Origin of the sequence: Streptomyces sp. NPDC088261 (assembly GCF_044740805.1) — a bacterium.
In the GTDB taxonomy this organism is placed as follows: domain Bacteria; phylum Actinomycetota; class Actinomycetes; order Streptomycetales; family Streptomycetaceae; genus Streptomyces.
On the sequence record NZ_JBIURL010000008.1, the window covers coordinates 299,352 to 325,776 of the forward strand.

Below are 26,425 nucleotides of genomic sequence, written 5' to 3' on the forward strand. Positions count from 1 at the left end.
AACCTCCCCGGGCGCCACCGCCGCCAATCCCCGCCGCGCGGGTCACGGGCGCGTGGGAGGATGAAACAGGCGTGCCGAAGCGGAAGGACTGCTCCCGTGGTGAGCGACAACCAGAACCTCCTCGCGGAGCAGCGTCGTGCCGTGATCCTGGACGAGGTGCGCCGGCGCGGCGGGGTCCGGGTCAACGAGCTGACGCGCAAGCTCAATGTCTCCGACATGACCGTGCGCAGGGACCTGGACGCGCTCGCCCGCCAGGGTGTGATCGAGAAGGTGCACGGCGGCGCGGTCCCGGTGGTCGAGGCGAGCGCGCACGAGCCGGGATTTGAAGCCAAGTCGGCGCTGGAGCTGAGCGCCAAGGAGGACATCGCCCGGGCGGCGGCGGCGCTGGCCGTGCCCGGCAGCGCGATCGCACTGTCGGGTGGTACGACGACCTACGCGCTGGCGCAGCGGCTGCTGGACGTACCGGACCTGACGGTGGTGACCAACTCGGTGCGGGTGGCCGACGTGTTCCACGCGGCGCAGTCGGCGGGGGCGGTGGGCGGCCGGCGCCCCGGTGCGGCCACGGTCGTGCTGACGGGCGGGGTGCGGACCCCGTCGGACTCGCTGGTGGGCCCGATCGCCGACCAGGCGATCCGCTCGCTCCACTTCGACGTGCTGTTCCTCGGGGTGCACGGCATCTCCGTGGAGGCGGGGCTTTCGACGCCGAATCTGGGCGAGGCGGAGACCAACCGGCGGTTCGTGCGGTCCGCGCGCCGGGTGGTGGTGGTCGCCGACCACACCAAGTGGGGGACGGTGGGGCTCAGTTCGTTCGCGACGCTGGACCAGGTCGACACGCTGGTGACGGACGCCGGGTTGTCGGCGGGGGCCCGGGAGGAGATCGCCGAGGTGCTGCCCGGCCTGGTGGTGGCGGGGGAATCAGCGGCGGGGGAAGCCGCGGCGGGAGAACCGTCCGCGGCCGGAGGGCCGGAGGAGGACGGATCCGGATGACCGCGTTCCGTATCGACCGCACCACACCGCTCGCCGCCGAGGAGGCCTGGCGGCGGCTCACCGACTGGCCCGCGCACGCGGACCAGGTGCCCCTGACGACGATCTCCGTCCGCACGCCCGGACCCACCCGGGTCGGTACGGTCTTCGTCGCCCGGAGCGCGCTGGGAGCCGTCGGCTTCGACGATCCGATGGAGGTCGTCCTCTGGGAGCCTCCCGTCGCGGGCGCGCCGGGCCGCTGCCGGCTGGAGAAGCGGGGCACGGTCATGACCGGGTGGGCCGAGATCCGGGTACGGGCGGAGGGCACCGGGTCGTCCGTGTCCTGGGAGGAGGACCTGAGCCTGCGCCGGCTGCCCCGGTCGTTCGGCCCGCTCACCGCGCGGACCGGACGGCTGGTGTTCGGCCGGGCGGTCGACCGCCTGCTGCGCGGCTGAGGGCTGTCCCCGGGTCAGGCCGGCCAGACGCCCGTCTCCAGGAACCGGTCGAGCGTGATCGTGTACGGGTCGATGTCCAGGCCCTGTCCGGCGAGCCAGGTGTCGGAGTAGTACTTGTCGAGATAGCGGTCGCCGGGGTCGCAGAGCAGGGTGACCACGCTCCCCCGCTGTCCCCCGGCCACCATCTCCGCCACGATCCGCAGCGCGCTCCACAGTCCCGTGCCGGTGGAGCCGCCGGCCTTCCGCCCGACGACCCGCTCCAGGGTGCGTACGGCGGCGACGCTCGCCGCGTCCGGGACCTTCATCATCCGGTCGATGGCGCCGGGCACGAAGCTCGGTTCCATCCGGGGGCGGCCGATGCCCTCGATCCGGGACCCGCGGTCGGCGCTCGCGGTGGCGTCCCCGCGGGTCCAGCCGTCGAAGAAACAGGAGTTCTCCGGGTCGGGCACACAGATCCGGGTGTCGTACTGCATGTAGTGCACGTAGCGGGCGATGGTCGCCGACGTCCCGCCCGTGCCGGCCGTGGCGACGATCCAGGCGGGCTCGGGGTGGCGTTCCAGCCTGAGCTGCTGGAACATCGATTCGGCGATGTTGTTGTTGCCCCGCCAGTCGGTGGCCCGCTCCGCGTAGGTGAACTGGTCCATGTAGTGGCCGCCGCTCTCCTCGGCGAGGCGCGCCGACTCCGCGTAGAGCGTCCGTGAGTCGTCCACGAAGTGGCACTGCCCGCCGTGGAATTCGATGAGCCGGCACTTCTCGTGGCTGGTGGTGCGCGGCATGACGGCGATGAAGGGCACGCCGATCAGTTTCGCGAAGTACGCCTCGGAGACGGCGGTCGAGCCGCTGGAGGCCTCGATCACCGGTTTGCCGGGCCTGATCCAGCCGTTGCACAGGCCGTAGAGGAAGAGAGAGCGGGCCAGCCGGTGCTTGAGGCTGCCGGTCGGGTGCGTCGACTCGTCCTTCAAGTACAGGTCCACGCCCCACGATTCGGGCAGCGGGAAGCGCAACAGGTGGGTGTCCGCCGAGCGGTTGGCGTCGGCCTGGACCTTCCGTACGGCCTCCTTGAGCCAGGCGCGGTAGCGGGGGTCGGTACGGTCCACGTCGACGGTCACGACGCGGGTGTCCGCCCCGTCTCCTGGCGCCCCCGCGCGTCCGGCCGGTGCGGCCTGGTGCTGTTCCGTCATGCGCGCCGTTCCTCGGTTGTTGTCGGCTCCGGTCCCCGGTCCGTCACGCTACCGCCACCACCTACGCCAATGATGACTTTGGGTATCCATGGCACCAGCTTCTGGCACCGACCGGCATACTGGGTGAGGACCATGCTCGGGTCAGTGGCACGGAGGGGGCTGAGAGGCCATGGCAGAGCCCGATTTCAGCGCGCGCGGGGTACGGATAGAGCGGTGGCCCCGCTCCCTCACCCGGGCCGGGCAGGTGCTCATCCAGGACGGCAGGCTGGCGCTGCTGACCAGCTACGGGCGGGTGATCGACAGTGCTCCGCTCCGGGCGGTCCGAGCCGCGAGGCCGTGGTTCGCGGGCAAGGGCAGTACGGTCGCGACCGTCAACGGCACGCGCTACCGGCTGACCATGGGCCAGCGGAGCGGCGGGCGCAGGCCGGACGCGTCGGCGCTGGCGGGCCGGTTCCTGGAGGCCGTGAGCAGGGCGGCCCGTACGAAGAGCTGACCGTACGAAAAAGCTGAGGCCGAGCCACGGACCCGCCCCGGATCCTCCGGGTCGCGGGTCCCTCCCCTGCTGTCCGCGAGTTGCGGAGCCGTATCCCCTGGTTCACTCTGGTCTCACCCCTCACTCAGGGTGTACCGGCGGTGACGCTGCGATCCAGCCCCGCCGGGCGGGAACAGCAGCGAGCCAGTTGCTGGATCCGGTCCTTCGCCGTCTTCCGGACCTCAATTCGGGGAGTCGCAGCCGTGATCAGCCAGCCAAGCAGGCACTGCACGGTGGAGCTCCAGGCCCTGCCGTCGCGGATCGGTCAGGTCCGCAGAATCATCTCCGCGCAATTGCGCTACTGGCATCTCGATCCCTTGATCGATCCCACGGCACTCGGAGTCACCGAGCTGCTGACCAACGTCCACCGGCACGCCCAGCCGGACAAGATGTGCACCGTCGACATCGCGCTGCTGCTCGACCGGCTCACGGTCTCGGTCAGTGACCACGACCCCCGGGTGCCTACGGTCAACGACGCGAAACTCCTCGACACCGGCGGCCGCGGGCTGGCCCTGATCGCGGCGGTCAGCGAGAGCTGGGGCATCCGTCCCGAGGGCGAGCTGGGCAAGAGCATCTGGTTCACCCTGCCCGCGCCCCCGGCCGCCCTGGCCCTGCCGCCGCGCCCCGTGTACGGCGCGACGACGGACGGCCCCTTCCGGGGGACGGAACTCAGCGCGGTGATCAGGGAACACGGCCCCACCGACGCCGCGCGCTCGGCCGTGGTGGGCTGAACGGACGCGCGGACCGGGGCGGACCGGGGCGGCCGGGGCCCATCGGGCCCCGGGTCCACCCGATCGGTCCACCGCGACCTCACGGAGTACGGCGGGGGGCGCGGCGCCCCCGGCCGGGGGCGGGCCGTGCCCCTCGCTGGATTCTGTACCTACTAGTATGTACATTCAGGGCATGGACACTTCGGAGCGGCTGATCGAGGCCACCCGGGAACTGCTGTGGGACCGGGGCTATGTGGGCACCAGCCCCAGGGCGATCCAGCAGCGGGCGGGCGCGGGGCAGGGCAGCATGTACCACCACTTCGCCGGCAAGCCCGAACTGGCGCTGGCGGCCATCGAGCGGACCGCGCACGACATGCGGGCGGCGGCGGAGGCCGTGCTCTCGGGCGGCGGATCGCCGTACGACCGGATCTCCGCGTATCTCCTGCGCGAGCGGGACGTGTTGCGCGGCTGTCCGGTCGGGCGGCTGACGATGGACCCGGACCTCATGGCCGACGCGTCGCTGCGCGCGCCGGTCGACGCGACGATCGGCTGGCTGCGGGGCCGGCTCGCGGAGATCGTCGAAGAGGGCGTGGCGAGCGGCGAGTTCGCGGCCGGCCGCGACCCGGTGGAGGTCGCGTCGGCCATCCTCGCGACGGTCCAGGGGGGATACGTGCTGGCCCGCGCCTCGGGGTCACCGGCGGCGTTCGACGCGGGGGTGCGGGGGCTGCTCGCGCTGCTCCGGCCCCGCGGCGCTGTGGCCTGACCCGACCGGGGCGCCCGCGCCCCCGTAGCGCAGCCGTATTCCGACCCCCGCCACGGAGGACCCCCCGCATGCATGCCATGCAGTACGAGATCACCCTGCCCGCCGACTACGACATGGGCGTCATCCGCCGCCGCGTCGCGGCGAAGGGCCATCTGCTCGACGCGTTTCCCGGGCTGGGCCTCAAGGCGTACCTGATGCGTGAGCGCGGCGAGCAGTCGGTGGTGAACCAGTACGCGCCGTTCTACCTCTGGGCCGCGCAGGACGGCATGAACGCCTTCCTGCGGGGAGCCGGATTCGAGGGCATCGTCAGGGACTTCGGCCGACCCGAGGTCCAGCACTGGACCGGTCTCGCCTTCGAGGAGGGCCCGGCGCGCGCGAGTGCCGCGCGCACGGCCGTACGCCGCCGTCACCGCGTCCCCGAAGACGCCCCGCTGCCCGGCCTGTTGGCGGAGGCGGTCGAGGAGACCCGGCGGCTGTCCGGGGCCGCCGGGGTGGTGTGCGCGGCACTCGCGCTGGATCCGCGCCGCTGGGAGCTGGTCCACTTCACCCTGTGGGACCACGACACCCCGCGCGCGGTGGGCGACCGCTTCCAGGTGCTCCACGTGTCCCAGCCGGAGCGCGCGGCGCTGACGGCGAACGCCGCGCGCTGAAGGGTGTGTCCACGCCGGGACGACCCCCGACTCCCGCCAGAAGCCGGGGACTTCACGGCGCCAGTGCCGCCAGGGGGTCGTCCAGGACCGGCTGCCAGGCCACTTCCGCCGCGCCGACCAGGCTGTTGTGGTCCAGGGTGCAGGCCAGGATCGGGACTCCGCCGCTGCGGCCCCAGAGGCTGCGGTCCGCCACCACGGCGCGCAGGCGGTCCGGGTCCGCTTCGAGCAGTTCCTTGTGCAGGCCGCCGAGGATGATGCGGTCCGGGTTGAGGATGTTGACCAGGCCGGCGAGGCCGAGGCCGAGGCGGTCGATCAACTCCTCCACGGCTCTTCGTACCGTCGGATCCGTGCCGTCCGTGCGGAGCAGGTCGCGGGACTGCTGCAACAGCGAGACCTCCGGGCCCGGTTCGCGGCCCGCCGCCGTGAGGAAGGCCAGCGGGTCCGCCTCGACGTCCAGGCAGCCCTTGCCGCCGCAGTAGCAGGGGCGGCCCTCGGGGTTGACGGTCAAGTGGCCCACTTCGAGGGCGAGGCCCGAACTGCCCGTGTGCAGGCGGCCGTCGAGGACGAGCGCGCCGCCCACCCCCCGGTGGCCGGTGGCGACGCAGAGGAGGTGCTGGGCGCCGCGCCCGGCGCCGTGGCGGTGTTCGGCGAGGGCGGCGAGGTTGACGTCGTTGCCCGTGAACGCGGGGCCCTCGATGCCCGCCGCGCCCACCCGCTCCGCGAAGATCTCGCGGACCGGGGCACCGGCCGGCCACGCGAGGTGCAGCGGATTCAGGGCCGTACCCTCGGGTTCGGCGACGGCCGACGGTACGGCGAGTCCCGCGCCCACGCAGCGCCGCCCGGCGGCGCGCAGCAGTCCGGCCCCCACCTCGACGACCTCGCCCAGCACTTGGGCCGGGTCGGCCGTGACCGTACGCCGGGCGGGGGCGGTGGCGACGATGCGGCCGCCGAGCCCGACCAGCGCGGCCCGGAATCCGTCGGCGTGGATCTGGGCGGCGAGCACGACCGGTCCGGTGTCGTCCACGGACAGCCGGTGCGAGGGACGGCCCTGGGAACCCGCCGCCGCCCCGGGGCGCGAATCGACCCGGATCAGGCCCAGCGCCTCCAGCTCCGCCGCGACCGCGCCCGCCGTGGCACGGGTCACACCCAGCTCGGCGGTGAGGACGGCGCGGGTGGGCGCCCGTCCCGTGTGGACCAGTTCCAGTGCCGGGCCGAGCGCACCACGGCCCCTCTCCAGCTTCGCCCGGGTGGTCGCCTTGCCGTTCATGGGGGCGAGTCTCCCATGATCCGGAGGGGTGGCGAACGCCTTGTACGGAACGGGGCACCGCCCCTATCCTCCTTTTGTGCCGTTCCGAAACAAAATGAGTCCCGCCTCGTCCGCCCCCGCCCCGTCCGCCTCCGCCGCGTCCTCGCTGTCCGCCCTCCGTACCGCCCTCACCCTCTTCTTCGCCCTGGACGGCTTCCTGTTCGCCGGCTGGGTCGTCCGGATCCCCGCGATCAAGGAACAGACCGGAGCCTCCGCCAGCCACCTCGGCCTCGCGCTCCTCGGGGTGTCCGCGGGCGCCGTCGTGACCATGACCCTCACCGGACGGCTCTGCCGCCGCTTCGGCAACCACCCGGTGACCGTCGCCAGCGTGACGCTGCTCTCCCTGAGCATCGTCCTGCCCCCGCTGACCCACTCGGCGCTCGCCCTCGGCCTCGTGCTGCTGCTCTTCGGCGCGGCCTACGGCTCCACCAACGTGGCGATGAACAGCGCGGCCGTCGACCTGGTCACGGCGCTGCGGCGGCCGGTGATATCGAGCTTCCACGCCGCGTTCAGCCTCGGTGGCATGGCCGGCGCGGGGCTCGGCGGGCTGCTCGCGGGCGGCCTCTCCCCCACCGTCCACCTGCTCCTCCTGGCCGGGCTCGGCCTGGCCGTCACCGCCGTGGCGGGCCCCGCGCTGCTGCGCCACCCGGCGCCGGTCCCGGCGCCGGCACAGCGCGCCCGCCCGGCAGCGGACCTCCCGCGACGATCCGCACGCGCGGCCGGGCCGGCCAAGCCCGACCGCCGCACCCGCCGCGCGGTGGTCGTCTTCGGGGTCATCGCGCTCTGCACGGCGTACGGCGAGGGCGCGATGGCCGACTGGAGCGCGCTGCACCTCACCCAGGACCTCGACGCGTCCGCCGGCCTCGCGGCGGCCGGATACTCGCTCTTCGCCCTCGCCATGACGGCCGGACGGCTCTCCGGCACCCTCCTCCAGGAGCGGCTCGGCCAGACCCGCGCACTGGTCCTCGGCGGTGCCACCGCCGCGGTCGGCATGCTGGTCGGCGCGCTCGCGCCGTCGGTCTGGCTCGTCCTGCTGGGCTTCGCCGTCGCCGGTGTGGGCCTCGCCAACATCTTCCCCATGGCCATCGGCCGGGCCGGAGCGCTGGCGGGCCCCGGCGGGGTCGCGACGGCGTCCACGCTCGGCTACAGCGGCATGCTGCTGAGCCCGCCCGCCATCGGCTTCCTCGCCGACTGGTTCACGCTGCCGCTCGCCCTGACCACGGTGGCCGTACTGGCCGCCGCCGCGTCCGTCATCGGCTACGCGGCACGCGACGTGCCGTCCGCGCCCGCGGAGCCGGCCTCCGCGCACGGCGTACTCCCGGCAACTGAGTAGGCGTACTCAGGCACATCAGTTCGGTCCGCCGCATCCTGAAAGGGCATCACTTCACGCACGTCGCCCATCGACGGGGACCAGGGAGAACGACATGAACGCAGGACGGCTGACCGGACTGGCACGGCTGACCTTCGGCAACCGCGCCTCGCAGGTCTACCTCGGCCTGGTGGCCGCGGTGACGGTGTTCGTCGCGGCCGACACCCTCTTCGTCCCGCACCAGGACGCGTCGTTCGCCGGGGTCTGGCTCTTCTTCCTCGCCGCGCCGACCGTCTTCGTCTTCTTCATGGACGGCGGAGTGTTCGGTGACGGGGTGGCCGGATCGGCCGCGTTCGCCTACGCCGCGTTGATCCTGTCGGTCCTGATCCAGTCGGCCGCGCTCGGCGCGTTCGTACGGCTGCTGCGCGACCGGCCGCGGCCCGCGCACCCCCGCGAGGCCTGACCCCGGCCGGAACCGCCGGGTGAACTCCCTTGCCCGGGGCCGCACATGCGGTGAAACTCGGCGGATGGGGACACAGAGCCGAGCGCAACGGGACGCCGCCACCGTCGAGATCGGCTACGCGCTGGTGAGCGCCGGCTTCGTCGCCTGCCTCGTGTACGGCGGTCTGTACGCGCCCGTGTGGTACTTCGGCCTGCCGGGCGGTCTCGCCCGCGTGGCGGGGGCGGCCGCGGGCATCACGTTCGTGGTGCGGGTGGTGCATGTGCTGTGGCGCTTCCCGCGCGACCGGGCGCTGGGTGACCGCGCGCCGTACGACCCGACCCCGTACGACCCGGTGCCGGGCGACCCGACTCCGTACGACCCGGCGCCGGACGAGGATCCGCCGTACGGGAATCAGCCGTACGGAGATCGGCCCTCCGGGGATCAGCCCAGCCAGCCCGGCCGTACGAGTCCCGACTCGTAGGCCAGCACGACCAGTTGGGCCCGGTCCCGCGCGCCCAGCTTCACCATCGTCCGGCTCACGTGGGTCTTGGCGGTGAGCGGGCTGACGACCAGCCGCCGGGCGATCTCGTCGTTGGACAGGCCGATGCCCACCAGGGCCATCACCTCTCGCTCCCGCTCGGTGAGCCCAGCGAGACCCGGGGCGTCCGCCGGGGCCTTCGAGCGGGACGCGAACTCGGCGATGAGCCGGCGGGTCACCCTCGGCGAGAGCAGCGCGTCCCCGGCGACCACCGCCCTGACGGCGCGCAGGAGTTCGTCCGGTTCGGTGTCCTTGACGAGGAATCCCGAGGCACCGGACCGGACGGCCTCGAAGACGTACTCGTCGAGTTCGAACGTGGTCAGCACGACCACCTTCACCCCGTCGAGCCGGTGGTCGCCGGTGATCGTGCGCGTGGCCGCGAGACCGTCCAGGCGTGGCATGCGGATGTCCATCAGCACGACGTCCGGGCGCAGTTCGCGCACCCGGCTCACGGCCTCCTCGCCGTCCGCCGCCTCGTCCACGACCTCGATGTCCGGCTGCGCGTCGAGGAGCGCGCGGAATCCGGCCCGTACGAGGGACTGGTCGTCGGCGAGCAGGACGCGGATCACGGGGTCTCCTCGGTCGTCAGGGGGATCGTGGCGTGGACGCGGAAGCCGCCGTCCGGGCCCGGGCCCGCCTCGATCGTGCCACCGAGCGCGGCCGTCCGCTCCCGCATGCCGACGAGGCCGTTGCCGCCGCCGCCCGCGTCGCCGTGGGTGGCGGGTCCCGTGTCGTCGATACGGATACGGAGCAGGCGGGGCGCACGGCCGGACGTCCCGCGTTCGTAGCCGAGCGTGATCCGTGCCGTACGGGAGCCGGAGTGGCGTACCACGTTGGTCAGCGCCTCCTGGATGATCCGGAAGGCCGCCAGATCCGTCCCGGGCGGCAGCGGCGCCGCCTCGCCCTCGCGCCGGACCTCCACGGTGAGACCGGCGCCTGCGGCCTGTTCGACCAGCTCCGGGAGGCGGTCGAGGCCGGGGGCCGGGGCGCGCGGGGCGTCGCCGGGTGTTCTGAGGGTGTCGAGGACCTGGCGTATCTCGCCCAGCGCCTCCTTGCTGGCCGCCTTGATGGTCGTGAGGGCCGAGCGGGCCTGTTCGGGGTCGGCGTCGAGCAGGGCGAGCCCGACGCCCGCCTGGACGTTGATGACCGAGATGGAGTGGGCCAGCACGTCGTGCAGTTCGCGGGCGATGCGCATCCGCTCCTCGTCGGTCCTGCGCCGCTCGGCGGCCTCGCGCTCGGCGTCCTCCTTGGCCCACTGCTCCCTGCGCACCCGGAGCAGTTCGGCGGCGGCGCAGACGGCCGCCACCCAGGCGGCGATCACCACCTCCTGTCCCCAGGGCGCGGCGTGGTCGCCGGCCGGCGGGAGCCACCGGTACAGCCAGTGCGTGAGCAGGACGTGGCCCGCCCAGAGCAGGCCGACGGCCCCCCAGGCCGCGTGGCGGTGGCCCGCCGCGATGGCGGCAAACGCGGCGACGACGACGGTGACGAAGACCGGTCCGTACGGATAGCCCGCGCCGAGGTACACCAGCGTGGCGGCCACCACTCCGTACACCGCGACGACGGGATGCCGCCGCCGGAACAGCAGCAGGGCGGGACCGGCGAGCAGCAGCAGGAAGGCGTAGACGTCGAGGCCGGTCCGATGCTGGTGCCGACCGGCGAAGACCGTCCCGACGACGACGAGGACCGCCAGGGCCAGCGTGGAGGGCCAGGGCACGCGCCGCTCCCGCCCGCCGGCCCGCCGGGCGCGGAGGAACGCCGGGCGGCCCCTGCCCCGGTCACGGCGGGTGTGCTGGTCTTCCATACCGGCCACGCTAGCCCCGGCGGCCCGGTCGGGCGTCAGCCCGGCGAGGTGACCCTCCGTACTCCCCGGGGAGTACGGCCGGCGGGGCGGCCGGGTGGGGGCGGACCGTCACGAGAGGGGCGGCGGGATACGCTCGGGACATGACGGACGGAATACGCGCGGCGGGCATACGGTTCGAACTGCTCGGCCCGCTCAGGGCCTTGCGGCCGGACGGCGACGTGCCGCTGGGGCCGCCGCTGCAACGGTCCGTGCTCGCCGTCCTGTTGCACCAGGATGGCGGGGCGATGCCGTACGACGCGCTCGTCGACGCGGTCTGGGGAGCCGAACCGCCGTCGCGGGCGAGGGCGTTGGTCCAGAAGTACGTCTCCGGCCTGCGCCACGCCCTGGCGTTCGGACCGGGCGCCGGGAAGCCGGGGGCCGCCCCGGAACTGGCGTGGACCGGCCGGGGCTACCGCCTCGCCGGCGCGACCATCGACGACCTGCGCGAGCGGCACGCCCTGCTGCGCACGGCCGGGGAGGCACGCGCCTCCGGGGACCTGCGGAGCGCCGGTGACCTGGCCGCGCGGGCGGAGTCGCTGTGGCGCGGCGCGTACGCGGAGGGGCTGGCGGGGCCGTACCTGGAGGCGGAACGCCGACGCTGGGCGGAGGAGCGGACGCGCGAACGGGAGGCACGGCTGGCGGTCGAGATCGAGCGGGGGCGCGCACGGGAGTGCGTGGCCGAACTGACCCGGCTGGTGGCCACCCACCCACTCCGCGAGCCGCTGGCCGACCTACTGGTACTGGCACTCGACCGCGCGGGGTGCCCGTCGGCGGCACTGGCGGCGTACGAAGAGGCGCGGACGAGGATCGCAGAGGCGACGTCAACGGAACCGGGACCGGCGCTGCGCGCCCGGTACGAGGAGATACTGCGCGGGACTCCGACCCCGCTGCCGGGATCGACTCCGGCGGCCTGACCCCGACACGGGGACGCCGCCGCTTCGGGGACGCCCGCCGAACGGCGGCAGAACCGGGCCCGGCGCCGCGCGCCCGCTACGACGCCGTACGACGCGAGGCTTCGGCCCCGCCGCCGAGACCGGTAGCAACGGCCCGACCCCCACGCACGACCGCCGTACCGCCCGACGACGCCCGCCGAACGGCGGCGGAACCGGCCCACGCTGGGTGCCCTCCACGAGGATGTACGAGCGAGACCCCGGCCCCACCGCCGCCCCCGACACAGGCACGGGCGCCGCGCCGGAACAACGCCCGCCCGGCGGCGGAACCGGGGCCCGCGCTGGCTGCTCTCTACGAGGATGTACGAGCGAGACCCCGGCCCACCGCCGCCCCCGACACTGGAGCCTCGGGCCCCGGCCCGGAACAACGCCCGCCGAACAGCGGCGGAACCGGGGCCCGCGCTCCGCGCCCTCTCGGTACCCGCGGCCTGACCCCGACGCGGGCACAGCGCCGTACCGGGACGGCGCCCCGGACGCGGGACGCGGGCCGGAGTCGTAGCTGCGGCGACGCACGGCGGGTGCAACGCGGCGCGGGCGTCCGTCGCGTCGTGGCACTGGGAGCGTCGGGGTCCGGGGGGACCAGGACGCGCTGCCTGCGGGCGCGGAGGCCGTCGCGGCGGCGCCGGCTCGGCCGCCCCGCCCCCGGACACCCGGTACCGGGCGGGGCGGCCGGGAGTGCGTCGGTGCTCTACGGAGCGCCCACCTCCGGTGCCTTGGTCTCCGTGGTACCGGCCTCCGACGTGCCCGCCTCGGCCTCGGCGGCCGCCGCGGCCGCCGCCTGCCTGCGGTCCAGGACGTCCAGCGCGCGCCGGGCCAGCGGATGGGTCCGTACGAGCCCGGCCAGCGACGTCGAGCCACGGGCGATGTCCGCGAACGCGTTCCACGCCGGGCGCAGGCCCGTGATCGCCGCGTGCAGCAACCCGGGACGGCGCTCGAAGATGCCGAGCATCCGCCGGCCGACGCCCATCTCCACACCGAGACCGGCCTTGATCGCGAACGCGTAGTTCAGCGCCTGCCTGCGGGCGTCCACGGCGTCGTGCGACTCCGAGATCCTGACCGCCCACTCCCCCGCGAGCCGCCCCGACCGCAGGGCGAAGGAGATCCCCTCCCTCGTCCACGGCTCCAGCAGCCCCGCCGCGTCCCCGCACACCAGCACCCGGCCGCGCGACAGCGGCGAGTCCTCGCTGCGGCAGCGCGTCAGGTGCCCGGACGAGACGGACGGCTCGAACCCGGCGAGACCGAGCCGGGCGATGAAGTCCTCCAGATACCGCTTGGTCGCCGCGCCCTCGCCCCGCGCCGAGATCACCCCGACGGTGAGCGTGTCGCCCTTGGGGAACACCCAGCCGTAACTCCCCGGCAGCGGGCCCCAGTCGATGAGGACCCGTCCCGCCCAGTCCTCCGCGACCGTCTCCGGCACGGGGATCTCCGCCTCCAGGCCCAGGTCGACCTGGTCCATCTTCACCCCGACGTGCGCGCCTATCCGGCTGGCGCTGCCGTCGGCGCCGACCACGGCCCGCGCCAGCACCGTCTCGCCGTCCGAGAGCACCACCGCGACCGTACGGCGGTCGGGCACGGCCGGGCCGTGCTGCTCGACCCGGGAGACCGTCGCTCCCGTACGGAGCACGGCGCCCGCCTTCTGCGCGTGCTCGACCAGGCTCGCGTCGAACTCGGGGCGGTTGATCAGCCCGAAGAGCATCCGCTTCGACCGGCGTGTCCTGGCCAGCTTGCCGTTGAGGGAGAAGGTGACCGCGTGCACCCGGTCCCTGAGCGGAAGCTCGAAGCCCGGGGGCAGCGCGTCGCGCGAGGGACCGATGATGCCTCCCCCGCAGGTCTTGTAGCGGGGCAACTCGGCCTTCTCCAGCAGCAGCACCTGACGGCCCGCGACCGCCGCGGCATAGGCCGCCGACGCTCCCGCCGGCCCTGCTCCGACCACGACGACATCCCACACCGGCTCGTCGTGCTCGCTTCCGGCGTCTGCGTTCTCGCTGCTCACGATGTGCTTCTGCTCCTGATCCGACCGGTGGCCCCTGTTGTCGAACGGCATCCTACGGCGCGTGGGCCCCGGAACCGCTGTGGGAGGATCTGTGGTGCCTTCGCCGTACCACTCACGTCCTCCTCCCCGGAGAACGTCGCACCCACGAGGAGCGTGCCCATGACCGCCGATCCGATTGCCGAAACCGTCGCGTCGCTGATGCCCCGCGCCCGGGCCGAGCTCGCGGAACTGGTGGCCTTCCGGTCGGTGGCGGACCCCGCGGTGTTCCCGAAGAGCGAGTGCGAGGCGGCGGCCGCGTGGGTCGCCGGCGCGCTCCGTACCGAAGGATTCCAGGAGGTCGCGGTCCTCGACACCCCCGACGGCACCCAGTCCGTCTACGGTGTCCTGCCCGGCCCCGAGGGCGCCCCGACGGTGCTGCTCTACGCCCACTACGACGTACAGCCGCCGCTGGACGAGGCGGCGTGGCTGTCCCCGCCGTTCGAGCTGACCGAGCGCGACGGCCGCTGGTACGGACGCGGAGCGGCCGACTGCAAGGGCGGCTTCCTGATGCACCTGCTGGCCCTGCGCGCCCTCAAGGCGAACGGCGGGGTTCCGGTGACCGTCAAGGTGATCGCCGAGGGCTCGGAGGAGCAGGGGACGGGCGGCCTGGAGCGGTACGCGGAGGCGCACCCGGAGCTGCTGACCGCCGACACCGTCGTGATCGGCGACACGGGCAACTTCCGGGTCGGCCTGCCGACCGTGACGGCCACCCTGCGCGGGATGACCCTCCTGCGCGTGCGGGTCGACACCCTCGAAGGGAACCTGCACTCGGGGCAGTTCGGCGGCGCGGCCCCCGACGCGCTCGCGGCGCTGATCCGGGTCCTGGATTCGCTGCGCGCCGAGGATGGTTCGACCCGGGTGGAAGGGCTCGCGGCGGACGCCGTGTGGGACGGGCTCGACTACCCGGAGGCCGACTTCCGTACGGACGCCAGGGTGCTCGACGGGGTCGAGCTGATCGGCGACGGGACGGTCTCCGACCGGATCTGGGCGCGCCCGTCCGTCACCGTCATCGGGATCGATGCCCCGCCGGTCGTGGGCGCCACGCCCTCGATCCAGGCGGGCGCGCGGGCCACGGTCAGCCTGCGGGTGCCGCCGGGCCAGGACACCGCCGAGGCGACGAAGCTGCTGACCGCGCACCTGGAGAAGCACACTCCGTGGGGTGCGCGGGTCGCGGTGGAGCAGATCGGGCAGGGTTCGGCGTTCCGCGCGGACACCTCCAGCCCCGCGTACGCCGCGATGGCGGAGGCGATGCGGGCAGGGTATCCGGGCCAGGAGATGCAGACGGCGGGCCAGGGCGGATCCATCCCGCTCTGCAACACCCTGGCCGCGCTGTATCCGAACGCCGAGATCCTGCTGATCGGGCTGAGCGAGCCGGCGGCGCAGATCCACGCGGTGAACGAGAGTGTCTCGCCGGAGGAGTTGGAGCGCCTGTCCGTCACCGAGGCGCACTTCCTGGTCAACTACGCGGAGTCGAAGCGGGGTTGAGCCGTACGTCGGCCGCCCTGCCGGCCCTGCGGGGCGGTGGGGCGGTGGGGCGGTTCCACGAGCGGTGCGCCGGTTCAGCGGACAGCGAAGATCGCCCGAAGCGTAGAAGGGCGCGCGAGCGGCCCCCCGCTGCCTACGGTCGTCGCATGGACCTCATCGACCTCGTCGAAATACGCCCGCACCTCCACCTGTTGCGCTTCCCGGTCGGCCAGGCGTACGTGTGGCGCGACGGTACGGAACTGACCCTGATCGACGCCGGGCACAGCGGTGCCGCGACGGAGATCGAGGAGGCGGTCACCCGCCTGGGGCAGGACCCGGGCGCGCTGCGCCGTATCGTCCTCACCCACTGCCATCGCGACCACGTGGGCTCCGCAGGGGAGTTGGCGCGGCGCCACGGCGCGGAGGTCGTCGCACACCGGCTGGACGCCCCGGTCGTCCGGGGTGATGTGCCGGTGCCGGACCCGGTGTTGCTCGACTGGGAGATCCCGCTGTACGAGCACGGCCTGACCGTGCCGCCCGCGCCGCCCACCCGCGTGGACCGCGAGGTGGAGGACGGCGACGAGCTGGGCTTCGGCGACGGGGCCCGGGTGGTGCACACGCCGGGGCACACCGACGGCTCGATCGCGGTCCATCTGCCGTCCCACGGTGTGCTGTTCGTCGGGGACACCCTGGCGTCGGTGAACGGGATCACCCTCGGGGTCTTCCACGTGGACCGGGAGCGCGCGCAGGAGTCGATGGACCGGTTGCTCACCCTGCGGCCGTCCACGGTCTGTTACGGGCACGGCGACCCGACTCCCGGTTTCGGGGCGCCGGTCGCCGGGCCGGTGCCGCCGCCCCGGTGACCGGCCGGGTCAGCCGACGGGAACGCCGTCCTCCAGGTTGAGCACGATCCCCCGCTCGCGGGCCCGCAGCGCCCAGCGCAGCCGCTCGAAGCGGGCGGGCGGCAGCAGACCGGCCGCCTCCTCCTCCCCGACGAAGCGCCAGTCACGCAACTCGGGCCCCGGCAGGCGTACGTGACCGGCCAGCCCGGCGGGCAGCAGTCCGCCGTCGAACAGCAGGCGCAGTCCGCCGTAGCCGGGCGGCCGGGGTGGCTCCCAGTCCATCACCAACAGCCTCGGCACGTCGGTGAGCCGGATGCCTATCTCCTCCTCCACCTCGCGGATGCCGGCCCGCGCGGGCGCCTCGCCCTGCTCCACCACACCGCCGGGGAACTCCCAGCCGGGCTTGTACGTGGGGTCCACGAGCAGCACCCGATCCCGCTCGTCGAAGAGCAGCACCCCGGCGGCGAGGGTCTCGGCGGTGGGTTCGGGGGTCTGCACGATCGCGCAGGCGCGTGCCGTGCCGGTCAGCACCGCGTCCGCGAGGCATTCGGCGCTCTCGCGGGCCGTCCGGGTGTTGGTGTCGACGACGTGGGCGTCGGCGGTGAGCCAGTGCAGGGCGGTACGGTACTGCTCGATGTGTTCGTCGCACCACTGACGGTCACGCTCGGCCGCCTCCCGGTCGCCGTCCGGGGCCTCCCGGGCCGCAATGCGCCCACGCAGGATCGTTTCGTCAGTTGCCAGTAGCACATGCCGGACCGGGATGCGCCGGGCGGCCAGTCCCCCGAAGATCTCGTCGCGGTACTCCTGGCGCAGGAGCGTCATGGGGATGACCAGCACCCCGCCCAGCTCCGCCAGCAGGGCCGCCGCGGTGTCCACCACCAGGCGGCGCCAGATCGGCAGGTCCTGGAAGTCGGTGACGTCGGCGAGCCGCTTCTGCGGGAGCAGCCGCGCCAGTTCCGCGCCGGTGAGCCCGGGGTCGTAGAGCGTGCAGTTGGGGATCAGATCGACCAGTTCGTGTGCGGTGCTGGTCTTCCCCGCTCCGAACGCCCCGTTGACCCAGACAATCACGGCATCCCCCTCTTCCGTAGCCCCCAGTGGATTGCCCGCAACACCCTGCCACGGAAACCCCGGGGGTGGTCGGAGCGGCCGTCAGGACCGGCTGCCGGAGATCCGGACGTGTCCCAGCCGTTGCCGGTCCGTTTCCGTTCCGCTTCCGTTTCGGCAGGACAGCGGCCTACTGTACGAACCGATGTCCGTGCCGGGCGTAACACAATCCCGAGGAACATCGTTGGAACTCGATGTGACGAGGGGGTACACGATGCGCCGTACGGTGCTGGAGAGATTTCCCGCGGGTGGGCCGCGTGGCAGTTGGCCCGCGGAGGAGTTCGCACGGGCCCGGCGGGACGAGGGGACACCGGCCGAGGTGGTCATGGACCTGGACTCGGACTTCTTCCTGGTGGTGGTCCCCCCACAGGCGACGGCGGCGGAAGCGGCGACGTAGCGCGTGTCCGCGCGGGAACGGTCCCGCCCGCGCCCGTGTGCCCGCCCAGCCCGCCGTACGAGCCGGAGAGCCGACATGCCACCCGTTCCGCCCGCGCCCTTCGCCCCGCGCTCCCCCGCCCGGCGGTCCGCCGTGGCGCTCGCCCTGGCGGGGGTGGCGGTCTCGCTGACCGCGACACCCGCGGCGGCCGACAGCAGCGCGTGCACCCACCACTTCTCCGGCCCGCAGATCTGCGTCCGGCTGGACGGCCGGGGCGCCACGAACGCGGTCACCGGCATCTGGACCAATCCGCCGGCGCACGTCGGTTCGCGTGCGGTGTCGCTGTACCGGAACGGCCGGCTCGCCGGCACGGGAACGGCCACGCGCTCGGGCAAGGCGCTGATGTACACCTGGCCGGCGCACCACACCGGCAGGGACACGGAGCTGTGCGTGAAGTTCCGGGGCAGCCGGCGCATGGCGTGCCAGACGACCCGCTGAGCCGTCTCCCGCCGAGCCGCCGCTTCCGGTCCTCGCGCGCCCCCGCGTGCGCGAGAACGCCGGCCCGGGAACATCAGCCCGAGAACGTCAGCCGCTGACCGTCGCCGTCTCCCCGTCGCGGGTGCCCAGCGCGGCGGCCGCCGCCGCGCCCACGAGGCCCGCGTCCGTGCCCATGAGGGCCGGGGCCACCTTGATCTGCCGGACGAAGGAGAGCGTCGCGTAGTCGCCCAGGGAGCGGCGCAGCGGGGCGAACAGGACCTCGCCCGCGTTCGCGACGCCCCCGCCGACCACCGCGATGCCGATCTCCACCAGCGTGGCCGTCGCGGCGATGCCGGCGGCCAGCGCCTGGGCGGCGCGTTCGAAGGACGCGATCGCGACGGGGTGGCCGGCCCGGGCCGCCGCGGCGACCGCAGCCGCCGACGTGTCCCCGTCGGGGCCCGGCTGCCAGCCGCCCTCCAGCGCCCGGCGCGCGATGTTGGGACCGCTGGCGATCCGCTCCACGCAGCCGCGCCCGCCGCACGGACAGAGGTCGCCGTCCAGGTCCACGCTGATGTGGCCGATGTGCCCGGAGTTGCCGGTGGGCCCCGGGTGGAGCGTGCCGCCGAGGACGAGCCCGCCGCCCACCCCGGTCGAGACCACCATGCACAGCGCGTTGTCGTAGCCGCGGGCCGCGCCCTGCCAGTGCTCCGCCGCGGTCATGGCGACCCCGTCGCCGACCAGCGTCACCGGCAGGCCGCCGGTCGCTTCCCGTACCCGCTCCACCAGCGGGAACCCGCGCCAGCCCGGCACGTTGACCGGGCTGACCGTACCGGCCGAGGCGTCCACCGGGCCCGCGCTGCCGATGCCGATCGCCGTGGCCCCCGGCCAGAGCGGCGAGGCCGCGACCTCCGCGAGGACTTCCCCGACGGCACGCATGACACTCTCGCCGTCCTCCCGGGCGGGGGTCGGCCGCTGTGCCCGGACGAGGATCCTGCCGTTGCCGTCGACCAACGCGCCGGCGATCTTGGTGCCGCCGATGTCGAGTGCGGCAACGCGGTCGATATGCATCGGTGTCGGATCTCCCGGGGACGAGGTATCCCCGCCCGTGCGGGGAATGACCGGACCTGCGCTTCGATGAACAGTCTCTATTCACCTGACAACGTTGTCCAGGGCCTATGCTCGTCGCCACAGCCTTGAATGGCAAACCGGCGGCCATATCCGCAGCGAACCCGGATCCGCCCCGGTGTACGCGGAGATGTGCAGACGCGTACCCACTCGTACCCGGACGACGACAGGACAGCGCACTGTGGCCGACACCTCCCGCCGCCCCGAGAACCGCTACGGCAATCGGCCCACCATGAAAGACGTCGCCGCGCGCGCCGGGGTGGGACTCAAGACGGTGTCCCGGGTGGTGAACGGCGAGCCGGGGGTGACCCCGGACACCGAAAGGCGGGTGCAGGAATCCATCGACGCGCTGGGATTCCGGCGCAACGATTCGGCGCGCGTGCTGCGTAAAGGGCGTACGGCGAGTATCGGTCTGGTCCTGGAGGATTTGGCCGACCCGTTCTACGGTCCGCTGAACCGCGCCGTGGAAGAGGTGGCGCGGGCGCACGGCGCGCTGCTCATCAACGGGTCCAGCGCCGAGGACCCGGACCGGGAGCAGGAGTTGGTGCTGGCGCTGTGCGCGCGCCGGGTGGACGGGCTGATCGTGATCCCCGCCGGGGACGACCACCGCTATCTGGAGCCGGAGATCAGGGCCGGGGTCGCGACGGTCTTCGTGGACCGCCCCGCCGGGCGCATCGACGCGGACGTGATCCTTTCCGACAGCTTCGGCGGCGCCCGATCGGGCGCCGCGCACCTGATCGCACACGGCCACCGCCGTATCGGCTTCATCGGCGACCAGCCCCGGATCCACACGGCGATCGAGCGGCTGCGCGGGTACCGCACCGCCATGGCGGACGCGGGTCTCGCCATCCACGACGACTGGGTGGCGCTCGGCACGACCGCGCCCGACCGGGTACGGGACGCGGTGGCCTCGATGCTCGGCGGGCCCGAGCCGGTCACGGCGATCCTCACGGGCAACAACCGGGTGACGGTGACGGCGGTACGGGTCCTGGCCGCGCACCACCGGCCGGTCGCGCTCGTCGGCTTCGACGACATCGAGCTGGCGGATCTGCTGGAGCCGGGGGTCACGGTCATCGCGCAGGACGCGGCGACCCTGGGCCGTACGGCCGCCGAGCGGCTCTTCCAGCGCCTCGACGGGGCGGCGGATGCCCCGTCGAGGGTGGTGCTGCCGACCCGGCTGATCGCCCGGGGCTCGGGCGAGATCCCGCCGCCGTCGGACCGGTAGGCAGGACGGTCAGGGGCTCAAGCGCCCGCGCCTCACAGGGCGTTGGCCGCGCGGCGCGGGACCGCCAGTGCTTCCAGGTCCGGACGGGCCAGGCCGGTGAGGAGGGTGACCTCGTCGTCGTCCACGGCGCCGCAGTCCAGGCCGCGCAGGAGGTAGCCGCTGAGCGCCTTGGCCGTGGCCGGCTCGTCGAGCACGGCGCCGCCCGCCCTGGTGACGTACGCGACCAGCCGGGCGGCCGCCGCCGCCATGCCCTCGCGGTAGAAGGCGTAGACGGCGGAGTAGCGGGTCGGGAGCTGGGCCGGGTGCATGTCCCAGCCCTGGTAGTAGGCGCGGGCGAGGGCCCGCCGGGTGAGGCCGTAGTGCAGCCGCCAGGCGTCGTGGACCTGGGAGGTGGGCCCGACCGGGAGCACGTTGGTGGAGCCGTCGCAGACCCGTACGCCGGTGCCGGCCGCCGCGACCTGCATCACGGCCTTGGCGTGGTCGGCGGCGGGGTGGTCGCTCGACTGGTACGCGGCGCTGACGCCGATACAGGCGCTGTAGTCGAAGGTGCCGTAGTGCAGCCCGGTGGCGCGCCCGTCGGCCGCGTCGATCATCCGGGCCACGGTCGCGGTGCCGTCGGCGGCGAGGATGGACTGGCTGGTCTCGATCTGGATCTCGAAGCCGAGCCGTCCCGGGGACAGGCCGCGGGCCGTCTCGAACGCCTCGGCGATCCGTACCATCGCCTCGATCTGCTCCGGATACGTGACCTTGGGCAGGGTCAGCACCAGCCCGTCGGGCAGGCCGCCCGCCTCCATCAGTCCGCTGAGGAAGATGTCGAGGGTACGGATCCCCCGGTCGCGTACGGCTTCCTCCAGGCACTTCATCCGGATGCCGGTGTACGGGGCGGCGGTGCCGTCGGCGTAGGCCGCGTGGACCAACCGGGCGGCGCGGGCCGCGTGGGCGTCCTCGTCGGCGTCCGGGTGCGGTCCGTAGCCGTCCTCGAAGTCGATCCGCAGGTCCTCGACCGGTTCGCGCGCCAGCTTGGCCCGTACGCGCTCGTGCACCGGCCCGGCCAGCTCGTCCGGGAGGCCGAGGACGGCGGCCAGCGCGGCGGCGTCCGGGGCGTGTTCGTCGAGGGCGGCGAGGGCCTGGTCGCCCCAGGAGCGGACGGTGCCGGCGGTGAGGGCGTCGGCGGGGACGTAGACGGTGTGGACGGGCTGTCTGGTCCCGGGGTCGCCGGGGTAGCGGCGGGCGAGGTCCGCGTCGACCGGGGCGAGACGCGCGGCGATGTCCTCGCCGACCGCGCTCGCCAGGCTGGTGGTCACCGTCTCCTGCTGTGCCATCCGCTTGCCTTCCTCGTGCCCGTCCCGTACGGGTCGCCCGTACAGCTCCAACTTTTCCGCTCTGCGGAATCAACATTCCGTTGAGAGGAAGTTCACCGAAGTTAATCGGCGCGGTCGAGCCCCGTCAACGGTGTCCCGTCAGCCACACGAATGGCGCAGGGCCACACGGTGGCGCGACCGCGTGGCCCTGCGGGGGAGACGTCCGGCGGGTGTCAGCCCTTGCGGGCCTTGACCTCTTCGGTCAGCTTCGGCACGACGTCGAACAGGTCGCCGACGACGCCGTAGTCGACCAGGTCGAAGATCGGCGCCTCGGCGTCCTTGTTGACGGCGACGATGGTCTTGGAGGTCTGCATGCCCGCGCGGTGCTGGATGGCACCGGAGATGCCGGAGGCGATGTAGAGCTGCGGGGAGACCGACTTGCCGGTCTGGCCGACCTGGTTGGCGTGCGGGTACCAGCCGGCGTCCACGGCGGCGCGGGAGGCGCCGACCGCCGCGCCCAGGGAGTCGGCGAGGGCCTCGATGACGGCGAAGTTCTCGGCGCCGTTCACGCCGCGCCCGCCGGAGACCACGATCGCGGCCTCGGTCAGCTCCGGGCGGCCCGTCGACTCGCGGGGAGACCGGGAGACGATCTTCGTGCCGGTGGACTTCTCGCCGAAGGTGACGGCCAGCGTCTCCACGGTGCCCGCGGCCGGGGCGGCCTCGACGGGGGCGGAGTTCGGCTTGACGGTGATGACCGGGGTGCCCCGGGAGACGCGCGTCTTCGTCGTGAAGGCGGCGGCGAAGACCGACTGGGTGGCGACGGGGCCCTCCGGGCCCGCCTCCAGGTCGACGGCGTCGGTGAGCAGACCGGAGCCGATGCGGACCGCCAGGCGGGCGGCGATCTCCTTCGCCTCGGCCGACGACGGCAGGAGCACCGCGGCGGGCGAGACGGCGTCGTGGGCGGCCTGGAGGGCGTCGACCTTGGGGACCACGAGGTAGTCGGCGAACTCGGGCGCGTCGGCCGTCAGCACCCTCACCGCGCCGTGCTCGGCCAGGACGGCCGCGGTGGCCTCGGCGCCCGCGCCGAGGGCGACGGCGACGGGCTCGCCCAGGCGGCGGGCCAGGGTCAGCAGTTCCAGGGTGGGCTTGCGGACGGCGCCGTCCACGTGGTCGACATAGACGAGAACTTCAGCCATGGTGCGGGTCTCCTGCGCGTGCGAGAGGGCGGGAATGATGGGGTGGGCGACCGGGGCCCGGCCGGCGTCCGGCACGGCCCGCGGCCCCGGGGCGGGTCAGATGAACTTGCGCTCCGCGAGGAACGCGGCCAGCTGCTTGCCGCCCTCGCCCTCGTCCTTGACGACCGTGCCCGCCGTGCGGGCCGGGCGCTGGGTGGCCCCGTCGACCACGGTCCAGGCACCCGCCAGGCCGACGTCACCGGGCTCGATGTCCAGGTCCTCCAGGTCGAAGGACTGCACCGGCTTCTTCTTCGCCGCCATGATCCCCTTGAAGGACGGGTAGCGGGCCTCGCCCGACTGGTCCGTCACCGATACGACGGCCGGCAGGGACGCCTCCAGCAGCTCGCTCGCGGTGTCGCCGTCCCGGCGGCCCTTGACCTGGCCGCCGCCCACGGACACCTCGGAGAGCAGCGTGACCTGCGGGACCCCGAGCCGCTCCGCGAGGATCGCGGGCAGTACGCCCATCGTGCCGTCCGTCGAGGCCATCCCGCAGACGACCAGGTCGTAGCCGGTCTTCTCGATGGCCCTGGCGAGGACCAGCGACGTACCGAGGACGTCCGTGCCGTGCAGCGCGTCGTCCTCGACGTGCACGGCCTTGTCGGCGCCCATCGACAGCGCCTTGCGCAGCGCGTCCTTGGCGTCCTCGGGGCCGACGGTCAGCACCGTGACCTCCGCGTCGTCCGCCTCGCCGGCGATCTGGAGCGCCTGCTCCACCGCGTACTCGTCGAGCTCCGACAGCAGGCCGTCCACGTCGTCCCGGTCCAGAGTCAGGTCGTCGGCGAAATGCCGGTCTCCGGTGGCGTCGGGCACGTACTTCACACAGACAACGATCCTCAGGCTCACGCCGGCTCTCCTACCGCATCGTCATTTCTGGGCTGCCTTGTTGCACGCAGCATAGGCGCCTTATGGGACGGTTTCCGGTCCGGAGACCGGCGCACCGGAGTAAATATTACTCGTCAGTACATCCAGAGCCTGCCCCGTGAGCAAGCGCTGTGCACTGTGACCTTCCCGACGCACCTCAGAAGATGCCCGCGGAGACGCCCAGGGGGCTCTCAGTCGCGCAGGGTGTTGAAGCGGCCCTGGTGGTAGACGAGCGGCCGGCCCGCGCCCGCCGGGTCGCCGACGACGGCCTGGGCCACCACGATGCGGTGGTCGCCGGCCGGGACGCGGGCCACGACACGGCAGACCAGCCAGGCCAGCACGCCGTCCAGCACGGGCACGCCCTCGGGTCCGGTGCGCCACCCCGTGGGCGGCGCGAACCGGTCGGCGCCGCTGCGCGCGAACGTGGCGGCCAACTCCTCCTGGTGGTCGCCGAGTATGTGGACGCCGAGGTAGTCGGTCTCGGCGATCACCGGCCAGCTGGACGACGACGTGGCCACGCCGAACGAGACCAACGGGGGTTCGGCGGCGACGGAGTTGAGCGAGGTGGCGGTGAAGCCGACGGGCCGGCCGCCGGACAGGCCGCCGCCCCGGGCGGTGATGACCGCGACCCCCGCCGCGTGCCGGCGGAAGACGGAGCGGAAGAGGTCGGGGGTGGCGGTCCGGGGAGTGCTGAGCTCGGGCGTCGCCGTCATGCGTCGTCCTTCCGGGAGTAGAGGGGAGCGGTTCCGTGGGTGCTCAGACACCCGGACAGCGCGCGCTCGCGTGACGGGCCAGGTCCACATGGGCCCGTCCGTACAACAGGAGTTCCCGGGGCACCACGACAGGGTGCCGAGGGCGCGGGTCGCGGTCAAGGGCGCCCCCTCGGGACGCGGTCAAGAGCACGGCCGCACGGCCTCGCCGAGCGCGGCGATCACGTCCGCCCTGCGCGGCTGCCCGGCGGCCCTGCGGACGACACGGCCGCCCGCGTCGAGCACGAGGACGGTCGGGGTCTTGAGGATGCCCAGCTCCCGTACCAGCTCCAGCCGTTCCTCGGCGTCGATCTCCACGTGGGAGACCCCGTCGACCATCTCCGCCACCTCGGCGAGCGTGCGCCGGGTCGCCCGGCAGGGCGCGCAGAACGCGCTGGAGAACTGGACGAGTGTCGCCCGCTCCCCCAGCCCCACGCCCAGCTCGGCCTCGCCGAGCCGCTTCCCGCCGTCCCGCCCGCGCATCCTCAGCCTTCCTTCGCCCCGCCGGTGCCACAGCCCGAACACGGCCGCCACGGCGAGTACCGCCGCGCACACGATCAGTCCTGTCGTCGTCATCCTCAGCGGCAGCGTTCACACGACTGCAAAATATTCCGCGACCGCGCCGGCGCGCGGGCGGGAGATGCTGAGGCCATGGATCTCGACATCAGGGGGCCGCGCTTCGGGGCGGCCGTCACCACCGTCGTACTCGCCGCGGTCCTCGTCACGGGCAGCGGCGTCCTTCTCGCCTGGCAGACGCTCGCCTTCGCGGCGGGCGCGGTCGGGGGCGTCCGGCGCTCCCCGTACGGCTGGCTGTTCCGTACGGTCGTCAGGCCGCGCCTGGGCCCGGCGGTGGAGTTCGAGTCCCCGGCGCCGCCGCGCTTCGCCCAGGCCGTCGGGCTGGTCTTCGCCGCGGTCGGACTGGTGGGGTTCTTCGCGGGCCCGGAGTGGCTCGGGCTCGCGGCGACGGCGTGCGCGCTGGCCGCCGCGTTCCTCAACGCCGCGTTCGGCTACTGCCTCGGCTGCGAGATGTACCTGGTGCTGCGCCGGACGACGGCGGCGGTGCGCCGACGCGACGCCGACGCGACGTTGACGTGACGCCGACGTGACGAGAATCTCGCCCCGTGCGCAGACCAGGACTGGCCACGGCGCCCCGTATGGGGCACGATCGGCGCATTGCCGAAAACCTACGGCTGCGTAACTTCCGCCGGGAGAACCCTCCCCGGAACAGAAGGGTCCACCCCAGATGGCAGAGCTCGTCTATCGGCCGGTCATCGGCGCCGCCCGCACCATGTTCAAGGCGCTGGACCTGAAGATCGACACGCAGGGGTCGGAGAACATCCCGCGGACCGGCGGAGCTGTGCTCGTCAGCAATCACATCAGCTATCTGGACTTCATCTTCGCGGGCCTCACCACGCTCCCCCAGAAGCGCCTGGTGCGCTTCATGGCGAAGGAAGCGGTCTTCCGGCACCGGATCTCCGGTCCGCTGATGCGCGGCATGAAGCACATCCCGGTGGACCGCGAGCAGGGTGAGACGGCGTACGCGCACGCGCTGGACTCGCTGCGCGCCGGGGAGATCATCGGGGTCTTCCCCGAGGCCACGATCTCCCCGTCCTTCACGCTCAAGAGCTTCAAGTCGGGCGCCGTCCGGCTCGCCCAGGAGGCCGGCGTCCCGCTGATCCCGATGGCGCTGTGGGGCACCCAGCGGCTGTGGACCAAGGGCCGGCCGCGCAACTTCCGGCGCAGCCACATCCCCGTGACGATGCGGGTGGGCGAGCCCATGGCGGCCCCGGCCGACCAGTACGCGGGCGCCCTCACGCGGCGGCTGCGGGACCGGGTGCAGGAGCTGCTGGAGGCGGCACAGCGCGCCTATCCGGTACGCCCCAAGGACGCGAACGACACCTGGTGGGTGCCCGCGCACCTCGGCGGTACGGCTCCGACGGCGGCCCAGGTCCGGGAGGCCGAGACCGGCCGTCCCACCACCACCGCCTGACCACC

At 73.6% G+C, this 26,425-nt stretch carries 29 protein-coding genes; 17 read left to right on the forward strand and 12 right to left on the reverse strand.

Annotated elements, in window-relative coordinates:
* The first annotated feature begins 99 nt into the window (after nucleotides 1–99).
* Together ACIODU_RS18420 and ACIODU_RS18425 are read left to right on the forward strand one after the other, a co-directional pair.
* Nucleotides 100–987 (forward strand): DeoR/GlpR family DNA-binding transcription regulator, encoded by an 888-nt coding sequence (locus ACIODU_RS18420; RefSeq protein WP_356423117.1) that lies wholly within the window; start codon nucleotides 100–102, stop codon nucleotides 985–987.
* The gene (locus ACIODU_RS18425; protein WP_356423120.1) at nucleotides 984–1,418 is read left to right on the forward strand and encodes an SRPBCC family protein; all 435 of its coding nucleotides are present in this window, start codon (nucleotides 984–986) and stop codon (nucleotides 1,416–1,418) included. The genes ACIODU_RS18420 and ACIODU_RS18425 overlap by 4 nt, the downstream gene beginning before the upstream one ends.
* A gap of 14 nt (nucleotides 1,419–1,432) precedes the next feature.
* Here ACIODU_RS18425 and ACIODU_RS18430 read toward each other — a convergent pair whose 3' ends face one another.
* Nucleotides 1,433–2,599 (reverse strand): PLP-dependent cysteine synthase family protein, encoded by a 1,167-nt coding sequence (locus ACIODU_RS18430; RefSeq protein WP_401768648.1) that lies wholly within the window; start codon nucleotides 2,597–2,599, stop codon nucleotides 1,433–1,435.
* A 169-nt stretch (nucleotides 2,600–2,768) separates the two neighbouring features.
* On the opposite strand from ACIODU_RS18430, the gene ACIODU_RS18435 reads away from it, so the two are divergent.
* From ACIODU_RS18435 to ACIODU_RS18450, 4 genes are all read left to right on the forward strand, one after another.
* Entirely contained in the window at nucleotides 2,769–3,092 is a 324-nt protein-coding gene (locus ACIODU_RS18435) for a hypothetical protein (RefSeq protein ID WP_356423123.1), read from the forward strand.
* A gap of 242 nt (nucleotides 3,093–3,334) precedes the next feature.
* Entirely contained in the window at nucleotides 3,335–3,862 is a 528-nt protein-coding gene (locus tag ACIODU_RS18440; protein ID WP_401768650.1) for an ATP-binding protein, read from the forward strand.
* Between the two features lie 157 nt (nucleotides 3,863–4,019).
* The gene (locus ACIODU_RS18445; protein WP_401768652.1) at nucleotides 4,020–4,604 is read left to right on the forward strand and encodes a TetR/AcrR family transcriptional regulator; all 585 of its coding nucleotides are present in this window, start codon (nucleotides 4,020–4,022) and stop codon (nucleotides 4,602–4,604) included.
* 68 nt (nucleotides 4,605–4,672) lie between these two features.
* Nucleotides 4,673–5,254: a DUF4865 family protein gene (locus ACIODU_RS18450; RefSeq protein WP_401768654.1), complete on the forward strand. Its 582-nt coding sequence runs from the start codon at nucleotides 4,673–4,675 to the stop codon at nucleotides 5,252–5,254.
* A 52-nt stretch (nucleotides 5,255–5,306) separates the two neighbouring features.
* Here ACIODU_RS18450 and ACIODU_RS18455 read toward each other — a convergent pair whose 3' ends face one another.
* Entirely contained in the window at nucleotides 5,307–6,521 is a 1,215-nt protein-coding gene (locus ACIODU_RS18455; protein WP_356423131.1) for an ROK family protein, read from the reverse strand.
* 94 nt (nucleotides 6,522–6,615) lie between these two features.
* Between ACIODU_RS18455 and ACIODU_RS18460 the strand changes: the two genes are divergently transcribed.
* From ACIODU_RS18460 to ACIODU_RS18470, 3 genes are all read left to right on the forward strand, one after another.
* Nucleotides 6,616–7,893 carry an MFS transporter gene (locus ACIODU_RS18460; protein ID WP_401768657.1) on the forward strand — a complete coding sequence of 426 codons (1,278 nt, stop codon included), beginning with the start codon at nucleotides 6,616–6,618 and terminating at the stop codon, nucleotides 7,891–7,893.
* A 91-nt stretch (nucleotides 7,894–7,984) separates the two neighbouring features.
* Nucleotides 7,985–8,332 (forward strand): SCO4225 family membrane protein, encoded by a 348-nt coding sequence (locus ACIODU_RS18465; protein WP_401768660.1) that lies wholly within the window; start codon nucleotides 7,985–7,987, stop codon nucleotides 8,330–8,332.
* 64 nt (nucleotides 8,333–8,396) lie between these two features.
* Nucleotides 8,397–8,792: a DUF6332 family protein gene (locus ACIODU_RS18470; protein WP_401768663.1), complete on the forward strand. Its 396-nt coding sequence runs from the start codon at nucleotides 8,397–8,399 to the stop codon at nucleotides 8,790–8,792.
* Here ACIODU_RS18470 and ACIODU_RS18475 read toward each other — a convergent pair.
* On the reverse strand, nucleotides 8,753–9,418 hold the full coding sequence (locus ACIODU_RS18475; RefSeq protein WP_401768665.1) for a response regulator: 666 nt from the start codon (nucleotides 9,416–9,418) through the stop codon (nucleotides 8,753–8,755). The genes ACIODU_RS18470 and ACIODU_RS18475 overlap by 40 nt on opposite strands.
* The gene (locus tag ACIODU_RS18480) at nucleotides 9,415–10,650 is read right to left on the reverse strand and encodes a sensor histidine kinase (RefSeq protein WP_401768666.1); all 1,236 of its coding nucleotides are present in this window, start codon (nucleotides 10,648–10,650) and stop codon (nucleotides 9,415–9,417) included. Before ACIODU_RS18480 ends, ACIODU_RS18475 begins: the two co-directional genes overlap by 4 nt.
* Nucleotides 10,651–10,790: 140 nt before the next feature.
* On the opposite strand from ACIODU_RS18480, the gene ACIODU_RS18485 reads away from it, so the two are divergent.
* The gene (locus ACIODU_RS18485; protein WP_401768668.1) at nucleotides 10,791–11,603 is read left to right on the forward strand and encodes a BTAD domain-containing putative transcriptional regulator; all 813 of its coding nucleotides are present in this window, start codon (nucleotides 10,791–10,793) and stop codon (nucleotides 11,601–11,603) included.
* A 724-nt stretch (nucleotides 11,604–12,327) separates the two neighbouring features.
* Here ACIODU_RS18485 and ACIODU_RS18490 read toward each other — a convergent pair.
* Nucleotides 12,328–13,632: a geranylgeranyl reductase family protein gene (locus ACIODU_RS18490; RefSeq protein ID WP_356423150.1), complete on the reverse strand. Its 1,305-nt coding sequence runs from the start codon at nucleotides 13,630–13,632 to the stop codon at nucleotides 12,328–12,330.
* A gap of 159 nt (nucleotides 13,633–13,791) precedes the next feature.
* Between ACIODU_RS18490 and ACIODU_RS18495 the strand changes: the two genes are divergently transcribed.
* On the forward strand, nucleotides 13,792–15,156 hold the full coding sequence (locus ACIODU_RS18495; protein WP_356423153.1) for a dipeptidase: 1,365 nt from the start codon (nucleotides 13,792–13,794) through the stop codon (nucleotides 15,154–15,156).
* A 146-nt stretch (nucleotides 15,157–15,302) separates the two neighbouring features.
* Nucleotides 15,303–15,998: an MBL fold metallo-hydrolase gene (locus tag ACIODU_RS18500; protein WP_401768672.1), complete on the forward strand. Its 696-nt coding sequence runs from the start codon at nucleotides 15,303–15,305 to the stop codon at nucleotides 15,996–15,998.
* A gap of 9 nt (nucleotides 15,999–16,007) precedes the next feature.
* On the opposite strand, the gene ACIODU_RS18505 is transcribed toward ACIODU_RS18500, so the two are convergent.
* Nucleotides 16,008–17,045, reverse strand: coding sequence for an NUDIX domain-containing protein (locus ACIODU_RS18505; protein WP_401768674.1), 1,038 nt, complete (start codon nucleotides 17,043–17,045; stop codon nucleotides 16,008–16,010).
* A gap of 250 nt (nucleotides 17,046–17,295) precedes the next feature.
* Between ACIODU_RS18505 and ACIODU_RS18510 the strand changes: the two genes are divergently transcribed.
* The gene (locus ACIODU_RS18510) at nucleotides 17,296–17,478 is read left to right on the forward strand and encodes a hypothetical protein (RefSeq protein ID WP_356423278.1); all 183 of its coding nucleotides are present in this window, start codon (nucleotides 17,296–17,298) and stop codon (nucleotides 17,476–17,478) included.
* Between the two features lie 75 nt (nucleotides 17,479–17,553).
* Complete coding sequence (locus ACIODU_RS18515) at nucleotides 17,554–17,955, forward strand: hypothetical protein (protein ID WP_401768677.1); 402 nt, start codon at nucleotides 17,554–17,556, stop codon at nucleotides 17,953–17,955.
* A gap of 87 nt (nucleotides 17,956–18,042) precedes the next feature.
* Here ACIODU_RS18515 and ACIODU_RS18520 read toward each other — a convergent pair whose 3' ends face one another.
* Nucleotides 18,043–19,002 carry an ROK family protein gene (locus tag ACIODU_RS18520; RefSeq protein WP_401768678.1) on the reverse strand — a complete coding sequence of 320 codons (960 nt, stop codon included), beginning with the start codon at nucleotides 19,000–19,002 and terminating at the stop codon, nucleotides 18,043–18,045.
* A 289-nt stretch (nucleotides 19,003–19,291) separates the two neighbouring features.
* On the opposite strand from ACIODU_RS18520, the gene ACIODU_RS18525 reads away from it, so the two are divergent.
* Nucleotides 19,292–20,284, forward strand: a complete 993-nt coding sequence (locus tag ACIODU_RS18525) for a LacI family DNA-binding transcriptional regulator (protein WP_401768746.1) — start codon at nucleotides 19,292–19,294, stop codon at nucleotides 20,282–20,284.
* A 32-nt stretch (nucleotides 20,285–20,316) separates the two neighbouring features.
* On the opposite strand, the gene ACIODU_RS18530 is transcribed toward ACIODU_RS18525, so the two are convergent.
* The 5 genes from ACIODU_RS18530 to ACIODU_RS18550 all read right to left on the reverse strand — a co-directional run bounded on the left by ACIODU_RS18530 (nucleotide 20,317) and on the right by ACIODU_RS18550 (nucleotide 25,006).
* Nucleotides 20,317–21,606: a DUF6986 family protein gene (locus ACIODU_RS18530; RefSeq protein ID WP_401768680.1), complete on the reverse strand. Its 1,290-nt coding sequence runs from the start codon at nucleotides 21,604–21,606 to the stop codon at nucleotides 20,317–20,319.
* A gap of 212 nt (nucleotides 21,607–21,818) precedes the next feature.
* Nucleotides 21,819–22,781, reverse strand: a complete 963-nt coding sequence (locus tag ACIODU_RS18535) for an electron transfer flavoprotein subunit alpha/FixB family protein (protein ID WP_356423169.1) — start codon at nucleotides 22,779–22,781, stop codon at nucleotides 21,819–21,821.
* A 96-nt stretch (nucleotides 22,782–22,877) separates the two neighbouring features.
* Nucleotides 22,878–23,663 carry an electron transfer flavoprotein subunit beta/FixA family protein gene (locus tag ACIODU_RS18540; protein WP_356423172.1) on the reverse strand — a complete coding sequence of 262 codons (786 nt, stop codon included), beginning with the start codon at nucleotides 23,661–23,663 and terminating at the stop codon, nucleotides 22,878–22,880.
* Nucleotides 23,664–23,872: 209 nt separating this feature from the next.
* The gene (locus ACIODU_RS18545) at nucleotides 23,873–24,394 is read right to left on the reverse strand and encodes a flavin reductase family protein (protein WP_356423175.1); all 522 of its coding nucleotides are present in this window, start codon (nucleotides 24,392–24,394) and stop codon (nucleotides 23,873–23,875) included.
* A gap of 180 nt (nucleotides 24,395–24,574) precedes the next feature.
* On the reverse strand, nucleotides 24,575–25,006 hold the full coding sequence (locus tag ACIODU_RS18550; RefSeq protein WP_401768683.1) for a TlpA family protein disulfide reductase: 432 nt from the start codon (nucleotides 25,004–25,006) through the stop codon (nucleotides 24,575–24,577).
* A 75-nt stretch (nucleotides 25,007–25,081) separates the two neighbouring features.
* Between ACIODU_RS18550 and ACIODU_RS18555 the strand changes: the two genes are divergently transcribed.
* Both ACIODU_RS18555 and ACIODU_RS18560 read left to right on the forward strand, forming a co-directional pair.
* On the forward strand, nucleotides 25,082–25,525 hold the full coding sequence (locus ACIODU_RS18555; protein WP_401768685.1) for a DUF4395 domain-containing protein: 444 nt from the start codon (nucleotides 25,082–25,084) through the stop codon (nucleotides 25,523–25,525).
* A gap of 148 nt (nucleotides 25,526–25,673) precedes the next feature.
* On the forward strand, nucleotides 25,674–26,420 hold the full coding sequence (locus tag ACIODU_RS18560) for a lysophospholipid acyltransferase family protein (protein ID WP_356423184.1): 747 nt from the start codon (nucleotides 25,674–25,676) through the stop codon (nucleotides 26,418–26,420).
* Nucleotides 26,421–26,425 lie beyond the last annotated feature (5 nt).

Bases quoted from the DNA above. Each gene is read 5' to 3' on its own strand.
- ACIODU_RS18425 (WP_356423120.1), top strand. From the start codon at position 984: ATGACCGCGTTCCGTATCGACCGCACCACACCGCTCGCCGCCGAGGAG.
- ACIODU_RS18430 (WP_401768648.1), bottom strand. From the start codon at position 2,599: ATGACGGAACAGCACCAGGCCGCACCGGCCGGACGCGCGGGGGCGCCA.
- ACIODU_RS18435 (WP_356423123.1), top strand. From the start codon at position 2,769: ATGGCAGAGCCCGATTTCAGCGCGCGCGGGGTACGGATAGAGCGGTGG.
- ACIODU_RS18445 (WP_401768652.1), top strand. From the start codon at position 4,020: ATGTACATTCAGGGCATGGACACTTCGGAGCGGCTGATCGAGGCCACC.
- ACIODU_RS18450 (WP_401768654.1), top strand. From the start codon at position 4,673: ATGCATGCCATGCAGTACGAGATCACCCTGCCCGCCGACTACGACATG.
- ACIODU_RS18455 (WP_356423131.1), bottom strand. From the start codon at position 6,521: ATGAACGGCAAGGCGACCACCCGGGCGAAGCTGGAGAGGGGCCGTGGT.
- ACIODU_RS18460 (WP_401768657.1), top strand. From the start codon at position 6,616: ATGAGTCCCGCCTCGTCCGCCCCCGCCCCGTCCGCCTCCGCCGCGTCC.
- ACIODU_RS18465 (WP_401768660.1), top strand. From the start codon at position 7,985: ATGAACGCAGGACGGCTGACCGGACTGGCACGGCTGACCTTCGGCAAC.
- ACIODU_RS18470 (WP_401768663.1), top strand. From the start codon at position 8,397: ATGGGGACACAGAGCCGAGCGCAACGGGACGCCGCCACCGTCGAGATC.
- ACIODU_RS18480 (WP_401768666.1), bottom strand. From the start codon at position 10,650: ATGGAAGACCAGCACACCCGCCGTGACCGGGGCAGGGGCCGCCCGGCG.
- ACIODU_RS18485 (WP_401768668.1), top strand. From the start codon at position 10,791: ATGACGGACGGAATACGCGCGGCGGGCATACGGTTCGAACTGCTCGGC.
- ACIODU_RS18495 (WP_356423153.1), top strand. From the start codon at position 13,792: ATGACCGCCGATCCGATTGCCGAAACCGTCGCGTCGCTGATGCCCCGC.
- ACIODU_RS18500 (WP_401768672.1), top strand. From the start codon at position 15,303: ATGGACCTCATCGACCTCGTCGAAATACGCCCGCACCTCCACCTGTTG.
- ACIODU_RS18510 (WP_356423278.1), top strand. From the start codon at position 17,296: ATGCGCCGTACGGTGCTGGAGAGATTTCCCGCGGGTGGGCCGCGTGGC.
- ACIODU_RS18515 (WP_401768677.1), top strand. From the start codon at position 17,554: ATGCCACCCGTTCCGCCCGCGCCCTTCGCCCCGCGCTCCCCCGCCCGG.
- ACIODU_RS18520 (WP_401768678.1), bottom strand. From the start codon at position 19,002: ATGCATATCGACCGCGTTGCCGCACTCGACATCGGCGGCACCAAGATC.
- ACIODU_RS18525 (WP_401768746.1), top strand. From the start codon at position 19,292: ATGAAAGACGTCGCCGCGCGCGCCGGGGTGGGACTCAAGACGGTGTCC.
- ACIODU_RS18530 (WP_401768680.1), bottom strand. From the start codon at position 21,606: ATGGCACAGCAGGAGACGGTGACCACCAGCCTGGCGAGCGCGGTCGGC.
- ACIODU_RS18535 (WP_356423169.1), bottom strand. From the start codon at position 22,781: ATGGCTGAAGTTCTCGTCTATGTCGACCACGTGGACGGCGCCGTCCGC.
- ACIODU_RS18545 (WP_356423175.1), bottom strand. From the start codon at position 24,394: ATGACGGCGACGCCCGAGCTCAGCACTCCCCGGACCGCCACCCCCGAC.
- ACIODU_RS18550 (WP_401768683.1), bottom strand. From the start codon at position 25,006: ATGACGACGACAGGACTGATCGTGTGCGCGGCGGTACTCGCCGTGGCG.
- ACIODU_RS18555 (WP_401768685.1), top strand. From the start codon at position 25,082: ATGGATCTCGACATCAGGGGGCCGCGCTTCGGGGCGGCCGTCACCACC.
- ACIODU_RS18560 (WP_356423184.1), top strand. From the start codon at position 25,674: ATGGCAGAGCTCGTCTATCGGCCGGTCATCGGCGCCGCCCGCACCATG.